13 protein-coding genes are annotated in these 17,224 nt (G+C 43.9%); 6 read left to right on the forward strand and 7 right to left on the reverse strand.

Features of this window, described 5'->3' with window-relative positions; genetic code table 11:
* Positions 1 to 388 precede the first annotated feature (388 nt).
* The 7 genes from F452_RS0107755 to F452_RS0107790 all read right to left on the reverse strand — a co-directional run bounded on the left by F452_RS0107755 (position 389) and on the right by F452_RS0107790 (position 8,500).
* Entirely contained in the window at positions 389 to 844 is a 456-nt protein-coding gene (locus tag F452_RS0107755; RefSeq protein ID WP_018965645.1) for a S4 domain-containing protein, read from the reverse strand.
* Positions 828 to 1,883 (reverse strand): glycosyltransferase family 9 protein, encoded by a 1,056-nt coding sequence (locus tag F452_RS0107760; RefSeq protein WP_018965646.1) that lies wholly within the window; start codon positions 1,881 to 1,883, stop codon positions 828 to 830. Before F452_RS0107760 ends, F452_RS0107755 begins: the two co-directional genes overlap by 17 nt.
* An 87-nt stretch (positions 1,884 to 1,970) precedes the next feature.
* The gene (locus tag F452_RS0107765) at positions 1,971 to 2,576 is read right to left on the reverse strand and encodes a DUF4254 domain-containing protein (protein WP_018965647.1); all 606 of its coding nucleotides are present in this window, start codon (positions 2,574 to 2,576) and stop codon (positions 1,971 to 1,973) included.
* Between the two features lie 159 nt (positions 2,577 to 2,735).
* Positions 2,736 to 3,146: a hypothetical protein gene (locus tag F452_RS0107770; protein WP_018965648.1), complete on the reverse strand. Its 411-nt coding sequence runs from the start codon at positions 3,144 to 3,146 to the stop codon at positions 2,736 to 2,738.
* Positions 3,147 to 3,286: 140 nt separating this feature from the next.
* Positions 3,287 to 4,435 (reverse strand): iron-containing alcohol dehydrogenase, encoded by a 1,149-nt coding sequence (locus tag F452_RS0107775; protein WP_018965649.1) that lies wholly within the window; start codon positions 4,433 to 4,435, stop codon positions 3,287 to 3,289.
* A gap of 219 nt (positions 4,436 to 4,654) precedes the next feature.
* Positions 4,655 to 5,782, reverse strand: a complete 1,128-nt coding sequence (locus F452_RS0107780; RefSeq protein WP_018965650.1) for a glycosyltransferase family 4 protein — start codon at positions 5,780 to 5,782, stop codon at positions 4,655 to 4,657.
* 1,305 nt (positions 5,783 to 7,087) lie between these two features.
* Positions 7,088 to 8,500: a beta-galactosidase gene (locus tag F452_RS0107790; protein WP_018965653.1), complete on the reverse strand. Its 1,413-nt coding sequence runs from the start codon at positions 8,498 to 8,500 to the stop codon at positions 7,088 to 7,090.
* A 462-nt stretch (positions 8,501 to 8,962) separates the two neighbouring features.
* Here F452_RS0107790 and F452_RS0107800 point away from each other — a divergent pair, with 462 nt between their 5' ends.
* The 6 genes from F452_RS0107800 to F452_RS0107830 all read left to right on the forward strand — a co-directional run bounded on the left by F452_RS0107800 (position 8,963) and on the right by F452_RS0107830 (position 17,093).
* A complete protein-coding gene (locus F452_RS0107800; RefSeq protein ID WP_018965655.1) occupies positions 8,963 to 10,786 on the forward strand; it encodes an AMP-dependent synthetase/ligase in 1,824 nt (607 codons plus the stop codon).
* Between the two features lie 124 nt (positions 10,787 to 10,910).
* Positions 10,911 to 12,027, forward strand: a protein-coding gene (prfB, locus tag F452_RS0107805) for a peptide chain release factor 2 (RefSeq protein WP_152567411.1) whose coding sequence is annotated in 2 segments (ribosomal slippage) — positions 10,911 to 10,973 and positions 10,975 to 12,027 — 1,116 coding nt in all. Because the reading frame shifts where the segments join, the coding sequence is not laid out codon by codon here.
* Between the two features lie 276 nt (positions 12,028 to 12,303).
* Complete coding sequence (locus tag F452_RS0107810; protein WP_018965657.1) at positions 12,304 to 13,638, forward strand: UDP-glucose dehydrogenase family protein; 1,335 nt, start codon at positions 12,304 to 12,306, stop codon at positions 13,636 to 13,638.
* Between the two features lie 15 nt (positions 13,639 to 13,653).
* Positions 13,654 to 14,697 (forward strand): EpsG family protein, encoded by a 1,044-nt coding sequence (locus F452_RS0107815; RefSeq protein WP_026292300.1) that lies wholly within the window; start codon positions 13,654 to 13,656, stop codon positions 14,695 to 14,697.
* 378 nt (positions 14,698 to 15,075) lie between these two features.
* Positions 15,076 to 16,227: a glycosyltransferase family 4 protein gene (locus F452_RS0107825; protein ID WP_018965659.1), complete on the forward strand. Its 1,152-nt coding sequence runs from the start codon at positions 15,076 to 15,078 to the stop codon at positions 16,225 to 16,227.
* Between the two features lie 5 nt (positions 16,228 to 16,232).
* Positions 16,233 to 17,093 carry a glycosyltransferase family 2 protein gene (locus tag F452_RS0107830; protein ID WP_018965660.1) on the forward strand — a complete coding sequence of 287 codons (861 nt, stop codon included), beginning with the start codon at positions 16,233 to 16,235 and terminating at the stop codon, positions 17,091 to 17,093.
* Positions 17,094 to 17,224: the final 131 nt, after the last annotated feature.

The raw sequence follows: 17,224 nt of genomic DNA on the forward strand, positions 1-17,224 counted from the left end.
GACAATCGCGTCCTGCATCGTGCAGGAAGCAAGAATCAGCTGACAATCGCGTCCTGCATCGTGCAAGAAGCAAGAAGCAAGAAACAGCCGACAATCATTCCTTATTTCTCGCCTATCGGTACAAGCATTGATTTGACGAGGAAAGGAATACTTCTCTGATGGAAATTCGGTGAAATTTCTGTTTGCTCGGTGCCCATGTACCGGAGGTTTGACCTTGCCCGAAGAGAACTAAGAATCTGCTCTGAGCAAAAGAATACAATGAAACTCCCGTGCAGCAATCTTACCGCAGATACGATTTTGACAAGGGAAATTATAGCGAAAGCGCAGACCCCTTGGATGTAGGAGTCTGCGCCTTCTTTTTTCTGAACCTCAACTTTTTAGGCTCTGCTTAGTGTCGGAATTTTTTCACAGATGAGTCGTTCTTTCTATTTCCTTTCCGAAAACCGCGTCCCGTATCGAAGCCGAAGTCATCGTCATCATCGTCGTCCCAACGATTGCGGGTCCTGCTTTCGGAACGAGGCTTCCCAGCATTGCGTTGCGATGGAGCTTCCTTGTGTTGTTTGGGTCTCGGATTTTTTCGCTTTTCATCCTGTCTGCCGCCTTGATTGGAGGCGGAGGGTGCGAGCCGTTCTTCATATTTGCGCAGGGAGATTTCTTCACGAATGAGATCCTTGATAGGAATGTCAATATCATCAAGAAGAACAATGTCTTTTTCGCAGACCAAATCCGTTAAGCGAGCGATTCGGCCATTGATTTTCACTCTTCCTTCGGTGATGTATTTCTCTGCTTCGCGGCGGGAGCCGAGTCCGGCATCGCTAATCAGCTTATTAATTCTCAGTTTCATCTGAATTCAAATCAGTAAGTGTGGAAACTATTTTGTTAATGATAAGTTGAGGTTCAATCTGAGTACGGCAGGCATAATCCTTGCGGAAGCAGGGTTTATTGCCGAAAACGGAGCAAGGCCGGCAATCCAGGTCTGCTCCGATACAATCTTCTATGCATTGCCCATATCCGAGAAATCCTGCTGCCGGATGCGTGGCACACCAGATAGAGATAACCCGTGTGCCTACCAATGATGCGAAGTGCATATTGGCACTATCCATCGAAACCATACAGTGCAAGGCGTGAATAAGGGATAGCTCCTCCGGCAGTGATAGCAGACCGGCAACGGATACGACGCGCGGCGATTCGTCTGCCCACTGCTCCAATATTTTTTTCTCTTTCCCCTTACCTCCGAAAAGAAAAATCTGCACATCGTCTCTTTCGGCCAGCGTGCGTACTACTTCATGCATTTTCTCTGGCGGATATGTCTTGGCTTCATGGCCGGCAAATGGTGCTATCCCAATGAGGTGGTGTCCGGAGCCTATCTCCACTATCGGAAGTTCGGTAGAGATATGGCCGGAGTCGTTCAGAAGAATGGGGTAGGGAGGATGTATTTCAAGCCCGGCTTTGTGAAAAACCTGAGCATATCGTTCTATTACGGAAGGTAATCGGGTTGGCTTTTTGGGTGGCTTGGCCGTAAGTTGCCGAAGTTGTAGCCGCGGTTTCTTCAGACAAAACCCTTTGACTCCAAAAAAGCGAAGATAGAAGCGAATAATCTTGGATCTGATTACGTTGTGCAGGTCGATGACATAGTCGAACTGCTCATCCTTGAGCCGTCTGATGTACGTGAGAAGGCCGATCAGGGAAGACTCCTCGTGCTTAATGTCGATCCCCATTCCCTCCAAATTGTTCGGAGGGTTGATCAGTAGCGATGTCAGGAAAGGCTGGGTCAGCAGGGTAAAACTATGCTGTGGGTATGCCTTGGCCACTGCATACAAAACCGGTATTGTCATTGCCACATCGCCTATTGCCGACAAGCGGACTATCAGATAACGAGCCATGGGAGAACGACAGAAAGGAAATAAACGGGGAACTTGTGGTTGTCCGTATGGAGAGCGGATTAAGTGAAGGGCCTTTATTTTCTACTTCTACTTCTTGCCCAAAAGAATCGGATTGAGAGTGGGGTCGTTGTACATTTTCATCTGCTTGTAGACTTTCATGTACTTGCGACCGGCTGCTATATCATCCACAAGCTGGTCGATAGCCGTACAGAGGTCGGCATCCTGTTCGATAAGCACTCGGAGCTTCTCCTGACATTTGGCTCGGTGTGCATCGTCGGCATCGGGACGCTCAGTAGCCAAGCGCATATTGTAGATTTTGAGCTTCAGTATCGAAAGGCGATCGATTGCCCATGCCGGACTTTCGGTGTTGATCGTAGCATCGGGCAGTACCTTCACATCCTTGTATGTATCGAGAAAATAGCTGTCTATCAGCTCTACAAGATCGGTTCTGTCTTGATTGGATTTGTCGATACGGCGTTTGATCACCAACGCATCAGCCGGATCGATGTTGGGATCACGAATAATATCTTCCATATGCCACTGGGCATTATCGATCCAATTCTTCAAAAACAAATAATGCTCGATCGTTTGAGGCCGATATGGATTGTTGCAGGCTGCGTCTATGCTGTCAGTGACATTATAGGCTTTGATGGCCTCATCGAAAATCCCGTTGCACAACTTGCTGATAGTCATAATTATTATTGCCGCTTAATTTTTCAAAATTATAATGCTATGCGGACAAAGATATATAAAAAACCGATTGGTGAACTCTAAAATTAAGTCCATCCAATCGGTTTTGTAAATTGCTAAAAAGCAGCTATATTTTAATGAGTCTTTTTTTGACTCTCTTTCTTATTGCTTGTCAGTTGTCTTTCCGTGATTCTTGGCGTGCGGGCAGTTTCCTGCTTTAGCCTTGTCTTTGCCTTCGCAAGATTTGTGGCCGTGTTTGCTCTTGCACTCGCCTTTTCCTGATTTGTGGCAGTCACTCTTCTTGCAGTCTTTGGCTTTGTCTTTGCTGCAACCCTTTGCATTGGCATCCTTAGCCTTATCCTTGCAGCAGCCTTTGGCGTCTTTGGCCTTGTCTTTGCAGCTCTCGCCGGCTTTCTTCGCGTCGCAAGCTTTGTCGTGGTGACGCGCACACTCTTGTTTCTTTGCTGTTTGTTCTGTCTTAGCGGCTTCTACTTTCTTTTGCGTTTGAGCATTTACTGTCGTGCCTACCAAGAGACCGATACCCATGAGGGCTGTAACTACAATCTTTCTCATTGTTCTTTGCTTATTGTTTTTAATGTTTTGAGTCACGGTATCACCATTAAATAGCAATCAGTGCTGATTTTGGCAACCGTCCTTATAACAGTCGGATTCGCTTTTTTGTTGTGAGTTTAATCACAGATCTGTCGAGAAGCTTATCGGCATGCTTCGAGTATGCGGCGAGCCATAGGCCCATCGACATCCAATGCTTCGCCATAGCTGACCCCTCGTTCGATAAACCGACGCTCTATTTCCTCTATCACCTCTGCTCCTATGTGCATCTCTTCCAGTCGCGTCTTCAGTCCGAGTTCGCGGAAGAATTCCTCTGTACGAACGATAGCAGCATCTATACGTTCCTCCTCCGTTCCCTCTTTTATATCCCAGATTCGTTCGGCATATTGGAGCATCTTCTCCCTCTTGTGATCGTGTCCCAAGGTGCGAAGAGTACCCGGTAGCACTATGGCCAGCGTATGCCCGTGCGTGAGTCCGGTCAGCGCCGTTATCTCATGTCCGATCATGTGCGTAGCCCAGTCTTGTGTGACACCCATGGCAATAAATCCATTCAGTGCCATCGTGGCACAGAGCATAAAGTCGGCCATCAGATCATAGCTGTGCGGATTCTCACGGATCAGAGGGGCAATCTCTTTCAGCGTAAGCATAATGCTCTCCGCCCATCGATCCATCAGACGGCTTTGTCCCGGAGTCGTTATATACTGTTCTATGACATGGACGAAGCTGTCAGCCAGGCCACAAGCTATCTGATAGGGAGGAAGGCTGAAAGTCACTTCCGGATCGAGAATGGAGAAAACGGGAAAATTGCCTCGGAAAACGAGCTTCTCTTTCGTTTCTTCTCTTGAGATGATAGCCCCGCTGTTCATTTCCGATCCCGTAGCCGGTATGGTCAGCACCGTCCCAAGTGGGAGTATCGTGTCTCGGCTGTAACCTTTGAGTACCAGTTCCCAGGCATCTCCTTCGTAGGGGATGGCTGCTGCTATCAGCTTGCTACCGTCTATTACAGAGCCGCCACCGACGGCAAGGACAAACTGACAATTATGTTCTTTGCCCATGGCCACCGCTTTCCGAAGAGTTTCTATTTTAGGATTGGACTCGATACCCCAAAACTCCACCAAATTATAGCCATCAAGAGCATCCTTTACGGCCCGGTATACGCCATTGTATCGAACGCTACCACTTCCGAAAGTGACTAAGACAGGAACACCGGCCGGCACTCGTTTGGGTAGTTCTTTGATCATCCCTTGTCCGAAGATAAGTTCGGTAGGATTCTTAAACTTAAAATTGTTCATGATGAATATGCTTTTTGTCTATAGCCGGTGAAATGTCGTTCCGGCCCATCTTTCCAAAGATAGCAAATTCTTCATCATACGGGAAAACATGTTTTTCAATGTAAAGAATTGCATATGCCGGTGTTTCCAAGTGATGAAGGTCTAGATCAGATGTAAATTATGGGCGTTTTCAGAGATCTTTTATTTAATGCTCAAATATTCGGATATTAAATAAGAGGGTTAATTCATGTAGCCGATTTCGACGAATAGTTTCTTCCAACATTCATAGATATTTGCCGGAGAGTAAGACTTGACCATCAGCTCTGATTCTCGTCCCATTTGCTTGCGAAGAGTTTCATCGTCCATCAATAAACGTAACTTATCCGCGAAGTCTTCATGTGCTTCCATTGGCACAAGGAAACCATTGCGGCCGTTTTCGATCAGTTCCCTCGGGCCGGTCGGACAGTCGTATGAGATTATAGGTAGTGCATATGCTTCCGCTTCGAGAAGTACCATTGGTAGTCCTTCGAAACGGGAAGTCATTAGATAAATAGCAGATGATTCGTAGTATTTGCGAATTTCGGGCGTAGATGGATGTATTTCTATTTGCGACTCCATATTGCGAGATGCAATTTCTTTGCGTAGCATCGGTTCATCTTCGCCATCTCCGACTATGATAAGCTTCCAATCAGGCCTTTCACGCAGCACTCGTGATGCATCTTCTATCATAAACTCGAAACCTTTCTGGTAGGTAAGCCTTCCAATCGCTAACATTTGCTTCTGATCAGTAGTATTCCTTTGGACTGTGGTAAATGAAACTTGATTGGGTATGGCATATACTTTGGAGCGTCCACGCAAAATCGCCTTAAATGATTGCTGATCTCTTTTGGTCAGTGCTACAACGGCATCAAGCCCTGAATACAGAAACCCTCTTATGCGTTTTGTAATAGGGCGGGCAATATCATAAGAAATATGTTCGCATCCGATCGTAAATATTCTGCCTCGGTTACTGATCTGAGACAAAATTGTATTGATAAAAATATTAGTTCCTATCAATAAAATCGGTTCACGCTTCTTGCATAGGGCTTTTATTCTTCTATAAGCCTTGAGGTACACTGTTTTACGAGCCAATGCATTGCCATAAAACCTAATTCCGAGGTGGTGTACTTCTATCCCTTTTTCTACTTGGAAGGAAGGCTCTCCTTCTTTTGTACAAACGCTGACTAATGATACGCGATGACCATTGGCATGTAGGTTGTTAGCCAAGTTGATCACGGCGCGTTCTGTACCGGCACGGTTTGTTATCGTATCTAACAGCAGATAAATCATAGAGAATATTTTAAACGGTTCTTTTTTTAAGAAATTCATCAGGGCTATTTGTCGTATTAATAGCTTCAAATATTATTGATTGTAATTCCTATGTGAATCTATTTCATTTGATTGATATTCCGGGTAAGCATGCGGTTTGTTGATCGCAATATGCATATTCAGCTGCAATATTCATGATTTTTTTTGATATTCCAAAGATTCTCTTCAGGGATTTGCCATTTGTTGGTCATCTTATTGTCTTTTGCAGATGTTTTCCCACAAACCTGATAAAAATCATTTCACCTCATTGATTTTTCTGTAGGATTAAAGGATAATTTCCTTTCGGTACCTCCTTCAATAGTCAAAACCGGAGTGTTCTTAGGAAGTTTTCTTGCATAGCCCTTTATCGGAGGGCATAATGTGCCTTGTTGTCGATTTTTATATGCAAAATTAAGGTCTTTGAGCTTTCTTTTCCTTTGTGTATGAGGCTTGTTCGCGCTTTTTTCTCGTTGACTAACGATTCTCCTTTATGTTTTTGCAATATCAAAATACGCGCCAAAAAAGTTTTCAACAACGAAGATGAGTTTGGAATGATTCCAAATAAGCACCTGAATGGAAGTGGATTTTGAAGTCAAATGGATGAGAAAACGTGCTTTTTTAGTTTGAATTTCGATCTAAGAGAGATAAGTAAACGATTTATATACAAATCATTTTCAATTTATATAGATATCGTTTTTGATTTATACATAAATTGTTTTCCATTTATATATAGATTGAAAGTGATTTGTATATAAATCGCAGGCCGAAAAAGGCTTTTTCGAGAGCCGAAATAAAAGAGGCACTCGCTTGATTCGTAGGCGAATCAAGCGGGTGCCTTATGAGTTTGAGATGGCATCGAGGCCTTATTCCGGATTACTCCTCATAGCATGAGAAATCTTTTGTCTGAGACCCTTGCAGGATATCGGATTATGATTAGGTGTAAAGTGGGAGAGTAGGGCAGTTGTATTGTCTGCCGAGTATGTATTAACAGCAAAAGTTGAAGTCTCTAATCGTGTAATCATTTTCAGTACAATATATCTTTAATTTACTTGTATTCAGCAAGAAAAAACGCTTGCTTTAGTCTATGCGTCTCTTCGTCCTATGAAAAGAGGGCTTTATCAGACAGGGCAACCGCATCAAAATATAAGTGCCTGATTATCAATCATAGTTTTGAGTGCATTCTTTATCTTTGGGTATAATCTCCGAAATGCAATCATTTGAAAATTAGCAACTTGTATTTTCCCGAAATTTTTGATGCGGTTGCCCTGTTTATCAGACGCAGCAAAGCGTAGCGAAAAACATTTTAGGATATCTTTTCTGCTCAAATTAGTTGTTAGCGTGGATTATATGCGAATCATTTTTCCAACCAGGAGTATAAGAGAAAATAGCAATATCACCAGGTGCTATGTTCGTAGAATAACATTTTGTAGGCATATTGTATTTTGCTATTTCGTGCCATGTTGATCCATCTTCTTTATTTAATCTATATACTTTATACTTAGGATCTGGGTTTAAGCAAAAACCGAGACTTATGGAATTATTTGGGTCCCGATTAACAATGACCATATACTCTTTTATGGGTTTGGGAGATACAGAATTACTGAAAGAAGCATTTGCTCTTAAAAACGAAACTACAGCACCGTGGTTGCTAGTAGCAAGATTATCAAAAGCTTTCGGCAAATGCCAATTATACAGTCGCTTTGTCCCTAATGGGATATTATCGCCTGTATGCAAAGTTTTTATGACGCGAGAATTGAAAAAAAGCCATGAAATTTTTTTTAGCTCCATATTCATTGCTTTAACAGTTTCATAAGTCTGTGTTTTATTCCCAAAAGGATCTAAAGGACCATCGTGGTATCCTGGTGCATTGGGCGTTAAATAAGAAAAGTATTGAATTCCTTTTGCTCCATATGCTAAGTTGCTGTAGACTTGAAGTCTCAAATTGCTGAGCGTAGGAATTGGTTGTATATAATCCTCTTCAGAATCGAAAGGGATCATAGCTGTAGACAAAGCAAAAGCCCAAAATGGTTTATTTGATTTTTTTGCAGCTCTAGATATTACTTCTAAATCACGATACCACCATTTTCTCAAAACAAGATCAGGGCTATTGTTGAATTGGCAAATTGGATAATGATCAAATGAGATAATTGGAGCATTCGGTATTGAATTAATGAAATCTGAAATATAATTTGTATATACATGGTCTGGATCTCCGTATCCTGGGAAAAGATTGATGTAACAGGGATGAATAAGGTTTGAATCAATCTTTTGAATTGTATCGATCCAAGTCGTGAGTGTTTGGAACATATCTTGTCGAGGCTCATCGTAAACAAAATATCCTGCAAGAGCAGGATGATCTTTATATTTTGCCACTAGTCTTTTCATCTCGGATTCTGAACAGTATATTGGGCAGACATGTAAGAATGTCTTTATTCCAGCTTGCTTAGAGAACTCTAAACTTCTTTTCAAATCCTCTTCTCCAGCATGGAAAGATAGATTATGTGTGAATCCAGCATTTTTTAAATCCATGTAATTTTCTTTAGTTGTCATTTCACCCCTTAAACTATACCAAGCAAGAATAGGGAGCTCTTGAAGCCCAAAGTCATTGTTGTAAGGGGAGCGCGAATTGAAGAAATCTTCTTGATTGGAGGTCGAAGTAAAAGTCTTTTCTCCTTCCGTACATGAAATGCATGTCAGGGAAATGATCAATAAAAGTAGGCGGATTCTGAAAAAAATCATGTTGGAAAATTTTTAAATTAAACTTGAATGAGTTTTCAAAATTAGTTTATTTTGTTGATGTATGCAAATCTTTCTGTGCGTAATCATACGTCAGTTCGACGTAAGAAAAGGTCAATGAATTTGTTTTCTGATTAGGAGTAAATGCCAAAGAACGTGGGCATTATGCTTGAAAAAGTAGCGAATTATTTGTGTATTAGTATTTGAAAGAACAAATAAAACAGAACAACCGCATCAAAATGTAAGTACCTGATTATCAATCGTATTTTTGAGTGCATTCTTTTTCTTTGAGTATAATCTCCGAAATGCAATCATTTGAAAATTAGCAACTTGTATTTTCCCGAAATTTTTGATGCGGTTGCCTTGGTATGAGTATATCATCTGACAGTCAGTTGACAAATAAGACTACCTTTGCACTCGGAAACAGCGGCTAAAAATAGATGCCGACAAAATATCGATTTCATTATGGCGGTCACTATCTATCATCCGGCAGAATTGCCTCAGCGACAAGCTGAAAAATCCCCTAATAAGACCATAATCAAGTATTACGATCGCGAAAGCAAACAATGGCGTAATATCAACTGGAGCAAATTTGCAGCCGGCGTCATGAATGCTGCGAAAGCATTAGCCGAGATCGGCTTGGAACCGGGGGAACGAATCGGTATCTATTCCCCCAATATGGTACACTGTCTGTATACCGAGTTGGGGGCCTTCGCCATGCGGGGTGTAGTAGTGCCTTTGTATGCCACAAGCTCACCGGAACAGTTACGGTTCATCGTGGAGGATTCATCCATGGAGACACTGTTTGTCGGAGAGCAGTTCCAATACAACAATGCTTATCGGGTACAGAAAGAATATGGTACGCTAAAGCGCATAGTCGTATTCGATGAGCGCGTGGTGCTCAATCCGGAGGATAAGACTTCGAAATACTTTTCCGAATTTGTTCGTTTGGGTGATTCCATGCCGAACGAGACCAAGGTCAAAGTCTCTTCCCGCGAAGCCATTCCCTCTGATCCGGCACTGATCATCTATACGTCGGGCACCTCCGGCAGGAGCAAGGGCGTACTTCTGCGGCATAGCAATCTGATGTGTCAGATGAAAGTCCATAGTGAGCATATCCCCGTCTATGGGCCGGGTGAGCTGTCGATAGCTTTCCTGCCGATGAGTCATATTTTCGAAAAGGCGTGGACCCTCTTTTGCCTGACAACGGGAACGAGGATAGCCATCCTGAGAGATCCCAAGAAAGTACTGGAAGCGCTGCCTCAAATACGCCCCTCGCTCATGTGCAATGTGCCGCGATTTTGGGAGAAGGTGTATCAGGGCGTAAACGAGAAGATGGCCTCCTCCCCTCGCATTCTGAAAGGTCTTTATAGACGTGCTATGGCCGTGGGGCAGCGCTATCGGTTGGACTATTGGAACGAAGGAAAGCGTGCTCCGCTGCTTCTGAGTATGCAATATGCCTTTTACAACCGGACGATATTCACCCTGCTCAAGCGGGTGCTGGGACTACAGCGTGGACGCTATTTCCCTACGGCCGGAGCACCGCTATCGGATGAGATCAACGTGTTCCTTCAGTCTGTAAACATTCCTATCATTGTCGGATATGGTCTGTCCGAAACGACGGCCACTGTATCCTTCTACCCACAGCGAGGATTCAAGATCGGCTCCATCGGCAAAGTGATGCCGGGGCTGGACGTCCGAATAGATCCGGACAATAACGAGATACTGGTCAAGGGCGAATCCATCATGTCCGAGTACTACAAGCTACCGGAGGAAACAGTGGCAGCTTTCACGCCAGACGGTTATTTCCGTACGGGCGATGCCGGACGCATGGATCCGGATGGCACCCTTTATTTTCTGGAGAGAATAAAAGACCTGTACAAGACTGCCAACGGAAAGTACATAGCTCCGCAGATGATCGAGGGCATGCTGGCCAAGGATTCCATCATCGAACAGATAGCGGTAATAGGCGACAGATTCAAGTACGTGAGTGCTCTGGTCTATCCGAATTGGGAGCTGGTACGACGGGCTGCTATCAAGCGAGGACTTACGGAAGCCAGGAGTATGTCTGTGGACGAGATGGCTGTAAATCCTGAAATCAACCGTCTGATGATGGCCAGAATAGAAGCGGCGCAGGATTCGCTCGCTGCCTATGAAAAGGTGAAGTACATTACGCTCCTCGCTGAACCTTTCACATTAGAGAAGGGAGAACTGACCGAAACGATGAAGTTCAAAAGGCGGGTAATCAACGAACACTACGCCGAAGCCATCGAAAAGATGTACCTTTGAGCTTCGTTTTCCCCTATGCACTGTCCCGGAAGCATACGGAGCGCATTCGGGTACAGTGGTTTTTCGGCAGATGTTATTGGGACGCCGAACGAAGCAAAAACTAACAAAACACATATAATTATCGATGATTACTATAGACCAACTGAACTCTCTGTTGGAGCGCCGTGATGCGCTGAGGGGGTATCTTTGACGTCGATAACAGACGTATCCAATTAGAAGAGGAAGAACTGCGCACACAGGATCCTGCCTTCTGGGAGGACAACAAGCGTGCCGAGGCACAGATGCGCAAGGTGAAAGAGCTGAAGAGCTGGATAGACTACTACGATGCCATCGACACGGCTGCCGAGGAGGTGAAGCTCGCTTTCGAATACTGCAAGGAGGGTATATCCACTGAAGAGGAGGTGGATGAAGCCTATGCTCATGCCATCCGGCTGATAGAAGAGGTGGAGCTGAAGAATATGCTCCGATCCGAAGAGGATCACTTCGGTGCCGTGCTCAAAGTGAATGCCGGTGCAGGAGGAACCGAGAGCCAAGACTGGGCTTCCATGCTGGTGCGTATGTACCAGCGTTGGGCAGACAAGCAGGGGTATCAAGTAACGATAACCAACTGGCAGGATGGAGATGAAGCAGGTATTAAGACTGTGACGATGCAGGTGGAAGGCAATTTGGCCTACGGATTCCTCAAGAGCGAGAATGGGGTACATAGACTCGTTCGCGTCTCTCCCTATAACGCACAAGGTAAGCGTATGACATCGTTCGCCTCCGTATTCGTCGTGCCGCTGGTGGACGATTCTATCGAGATCGAGATCAATTCTGCCGGTATCAGTTGGGATACTTTCCGCTCAGGTGGAGCAGGTGGACAGAACGTTAATAAGGTAGAGACGGGAGTCCGACTGCACTACAAGTACAAAGATCCAGAAACGGGAGAGGACAAAGAAATCGTGATCGAGAATACGGAGAGCCGTACCCAGTACGATAACCGCGAAAATGCTATGCGGCTGCTCCGCTCACAGCTCTATGAGATGGAACTGCAACGCCGACGGGCTGCAGAGGCCAAAGTGGAGGCCGGCAAGAAAAAGATAGAGTGGGGATCGCAGATCCGCAGCTATGTATTCGATGATCGCCGTGTGAAAGACCATCGTACCAACTATCAGACGAGCAATGTCAATGCCGTTATGGATGGTGACATAGATGATTTTATCAAGGCTTATCTGATGGAATTTGCCGGTGAAGAGGCGTAATCGACTTTTGCCTCTGAAAGGAGGGATTCGTTGATCAAAGGAAATGGGTCAGGCTTGCATCGGCAGTCGGCCCATTTCTTTTTTGCAGGAAGTCCGGACATGTCGTCGGTTTATCGGCTTACATACACCTATAGGCATGGTTTTTGTATCTCATGTTCTTTCGGGTAGTAGGCACTATATTCCTGCTACAGGACGAGGAAATAGCCGACTTTCTCCCGATAGAGCTTCTCTTTTTATCTTACCTTTGTGCCGAAGAACTCAATCAGCTATTACAATATGGATATTGCCGTAGTCGGTATCGGCTATGTGGGACTGGTCAGTGCTACTTGCTTTGCGGAGTTGGGAGCAAATGTTCGCTGCATAGATACTGATAGAAATAAAATCGATCAGCTGAATAGCGGGACTATCCCCATCTATGAGCCGGGGCTTGAAAAAATGATAGCTCGCAATGTGAAAGCCGGCAGACTGCGATTCGGAACGGAGATAAAGCAAGCCGTGCCGGAAGCCGATATTGTATTCATAGCGGTGGGTACACCGGCCGGTGAAGACGGCAGTGCGGATATGAGCTATGTGCTCGATGCTGCTCGTAGTATCGGTCGTGCCATGAGCCGTTATATTCTGGTCGTTACCAAGAGTACCGTGCCGGTGGGATCGTACCGACTGATCAGGAAGGTTATACAGGAAGAATTGGACAAGCGTGAGGTGCTGATTGACTTCGACATCGCTTCTAATCCGGAGTTTCTGAAAGAAGGAAATGCCATCGATGACTTCATGAAACCCGATAGAGTGGTCGTGGGAGTGGATTCGGACAGGGCACGCGAACTGATCACAAGTCTTTATAAGCCAATGCTCTTAAACAACTTCCGTGTTCTTTTCATGGACATTGCTTCGGCTGAAATGACCAAATATGCTGCCAATGCCATGCTGGCCACTCGGATCAGCTTTATGAATGATGTGGCCAACTTGTGCGAACGAGTGGGTGCAGATGTCTCGATGGTTCGTCTCGGTATCGGTTCCGATTCACGTATAGGCAGCAAGTTTCTGTACCCGGGTTGTGGGTACGGTGGATCCTGCTTCCCCAAGGATGTCAAAGCTCTTATCAAGACAGCAGAAGACAACGGTTACACGATGGAAGTCCTACAAGCCGTTGAACGTGTGAACGAGAAGCAGAAGAGTATCCTGTTCGATAAGTTCTCGGCCTATTATAATGGCGATGTTCAAGGTCGGCGTGTGGCAATATGGGGGCTTTCATTCAAGCCTGGTACCGATGATATGCGTGAAGCCCCTTCGCTGGTACTCATCGAGAAGCTGCTGGAAGTTGGTTGCAGGGTCCGAGTGTACGATCCTGTGGCGATGAAAGAGGCACAAAAAAGATTGGGCGACAAAGTGGAATATGCCACGGATATGTGCGATGCAGTCCGGGGAGCAGAGGCTTTGTTCCATGTGACGGAATGGAAGGAATTCAGAATGCCTGACTGGGCAGCTCTCTCTCGAGCGATGGCTTCACCTTTGGTCATTGATGGTCGTAATGTGTACGAGCTTCCGGCGGACAGCGATTTTACCCTGCTTAATATCGGTAATTCCGCTATCGAATCTGCCTCAACCAAATAGATAAAATAGATAATCATGTTACCTTATTTCGTTTTATTTGGTTTCCTTGCGGTAATGTTCCTTGCAGATAAATATGATGATCGTTTCAAACCCTTCGTCTTTTGGATATCAGGACTCGCTCTTGTAATTTTCTCCGGTACAAGGATCGGGATGGGACGGGATTATAAAATTTACGAATATGCCTATCAATTTCCGGATAGTAAAACAGCCCACAATTTCGAGTTGATATGGCAATGGATCAATAAAGCCTTTCATTCTTTGAACTTGGATTTTCATACATGGCTTATATTGGTATCCTTTGTGACCATTCTCCTGATGTTCATCGGGATGAGAAAGATGTCCAAAGATTGCATCTTTTCTATCATCGCTTTCTTCCTCATATACAGAGGATATTTCGAAACGATGAATTCCATGCGACAATATGTGGCCATGGGCATCATATTTGCGTCATTCCCATTGTTTTTGTCTAAAAAATATTTGTATTTTTATATCTGTATCGCTTTCTCCGCACTCTTTCATACGAGTGCTTTAGTCATGATGGTACTGTTTCCTCTGTCTCGAAAGCGAATCGACAATTCCTTGTTAGTGATTGGTTTGGTTGTAACATGGATTTTGGGAGCAGTCATTCTTCAACCTATTGCAGATTTTGCGGTTACTCTACTTCCGGAGAGATATGGTTTTTATATCAGAAAGGAGTTTATACCGGCTGTTTCTTCTTCCGGCTTTTTTCAACTTTTCCTCAATATCTCTGCGCTTGTGTTTTTGGCGATAAGGTCTGACCTTGAAAAAAAGGATTCTCAAATTGATCAATATATTTTCCTCTATGTCTTATCGATTCTGATATATAACACAACTATTTCTTTTGAAGTGGGTATCAGGCTTATGTTCTATCCTTTTATGTTCATATTCATATTGATCCCTAATGCTTATGTATTGTCAGATAAAATATGGCAAAAAGGTGTGATTTTGGCTATTTTGGTTGTGTTCTCATTCTTTATGCTTAAGGATCTCAGCAGTCCAGCTGAACCATACGCTAACTATAAGTCTATACTCTTCTGAAAAATACTGTTTAGAGAATTATGATCGTGCATTCTCCCTTGGTCAGCGTGCTTATTCCTCCATACAATGTTGAGAAATCAGAAATCGAGTCTGATTTTGAAATAGCCTACTTGAATGTAGCTAAAATGTTTTATGACAAAGCTCCCTGCAATCAATATAAGACGATAAGGGAATACAGGCCACTGAATCCGAAGAGAATCGCCTCCATGCAATACCATCCGTTTATCCGATTTAAGTTTGCTTGTCAATTGTCAGACTCTTCTGTTCTGAGATATTTAGGATATTTTCTGTGTAAAACAGAACAGAAGATAAAAAGAATGATGAGAGCCTGACTTTGTGTTGCCACAGTCTTTTTCCTACAAAGTAATTCGACATAATATGATAACCGTTGCCCATCTGATCAATAACATTGTCCAATCAGGACCGGTGATAGTCATGCGCGACATCATTCGACACATGGATCGAGACAAATTCCATCCTATTGTCATTTGTTTGCGTCATGAGGAAAAAGAAGATCCGATAGTGAAAGAGCTAAGAGCTATAGACGTAAAATGTATTTACCTCAACTACAGCCTTCTTTCTTTGGAGCTACAGACCGGTAGGATAGCACGAAAGGTTTTGTCTGTGCTACGCAACGAGAAAGCTCATATCCTCCATAGTCACGGATACCATCCTGATCTGATTGCCTCTCATTTGTCCCGGAATATAACAAGCCTAAGTACCCTCCATAACATCTCCAAGGACGACTTCACTTTCCTGAAAGGTAATTTATTGGGGAGCTACATGAATTTCCGCTACTTGCGTAGCCTTAGTAAGATAGGACATTATGTAGCGATAAGTAGAGCTGTAGCTGACTATTATGCATCACATGTAAATAAAACAAAAGAGAGAATACGTATTATCCACAATGGTGTAGATCTTTCTTTTTTCCAAATACCGGACGAAGATCATCAGAAACAGCTGCGACATCGATTAGGACTTCCAGTCTCCGGGAAAATCTTCCTTGTCGTGGGACGTCTGTTCTCTCGCAAGGATCCTCTCATCATTATTCGAGCCTTTAAATCCCTTTTAGAGAGCCAAAAATTGAGTGGCGATTCTTATCTCTTTTTTGTAGGTGACGGGCCATTGAGTGATGCTTGTCAAAAGGAAATTGGAGACAAGACCCATAATATCAGGTTATTGGGTTTTCAGAAAAATGTCCATGAATATATGATGGCAGCAGATTATGCCATCACGGCCTCTCACTCGGAGGGTTTCGGCCTGAATTATCTGGAGGCTATTGCTTGTGGAAAACCCGTTGTAGCCACTGATTTGCCTCCATTCAGAGAAATCTGCGGCACAGGCTTTCAGGACAACGAATTGTTTTTTTCTGTAGGAAACCAAAAAGAATTGGAGGATTGCATACTAAAAAGCCTTGGTCATACGTTCAACCCTCAAAAAGTCTTCGATATCAGGCATCGTTTCTCTGCCGAAACAATGTCAGCACAATATCAGAACTACTATACAGAACTATTGGCTTCACTAAAATAAATTCAATGAAGAACGCATGTTCGATTATTACAGCTTCGATCGTACTTTATAAGAGCAAACCGGATACTATTCGGGACGTTATTAACTCATTTTTCTCTGATACGATAACTAAGAAGAAGCTCATTCTTATAGACAATTCTCCGACTGACAGCCTCCGTATTCTCGAAGAAGAGCGGCCTGAGGATATCCAGTATTTTTTCAATAACCGTAATATAGGATTCGGATCGGCCCACAATATAGCTATAAGAGAGGCAGCCCGCTTCAACCCACCTTATCATCTAATCCTTAATCCAGATGTACAGTTCGGCCCGGAAGTAGTGCCTGCACTCGCTGCATATATGGATGAAAATCCTGATATAGGATTGTTGATGCCGCAAGTGTACTATCCTAATGGAGAATTGCAGCATTTATGCAAATTGTTTCCTCGTCCATGGGATGTTATGCTCAGGCGATTTGTTCCTTATAGACCATATAGAGAGAGGAATAACGAGCGATTCGAGTTGCGTTATTGGTCTTATGACACGATTCAGGATATTCCTTCGCTTTCGGGGTGTTTCATGTTTGTAAGAATGGATATTCTTAGACAAGTAGGAGGGTTTGACGAGCGCTTTTTTATGTATGCTGAAGATTTAGACCTGTGCAGACGTATAGGGCAACTTTCCCGTACTGTTTTCTTCCCAAAAGTCTCCATCACACATACCTATGCGAAAGGTTCTTATCATGATGCCAAACTGCTTCGGCACCATATTGTTTCTCTCATCCGTTACTTCAACAAATGGGGGTGGCTATTCGATGCCGAGCGTCGTAGGGTCAATAGGGCATGTCTAGCTGTACTGCGGCAGCAAACGGCAGCAAAAAAGGATTGATTTATGCAGGCTGGATATGTGGAATAACAACTATACTATCAGTTGTCAATGCGTTTGTTAGAGTGATATACAAATCGTATAACATATATTTGCAGCTGTAAAAAAACTAATAGACACATTTTCTCGACGAA

The organism is Porphyromonas gulae DSM 15663 (assembly GCF_000378065.1).
In the GTDB taxonomy this organism is placed as follows: Bacteria; Bacteroidota; Bacteroidia; order Bacteroidales; family Porphyromonadaceae; genus Porphyromonas; species Porphyromonas gulae.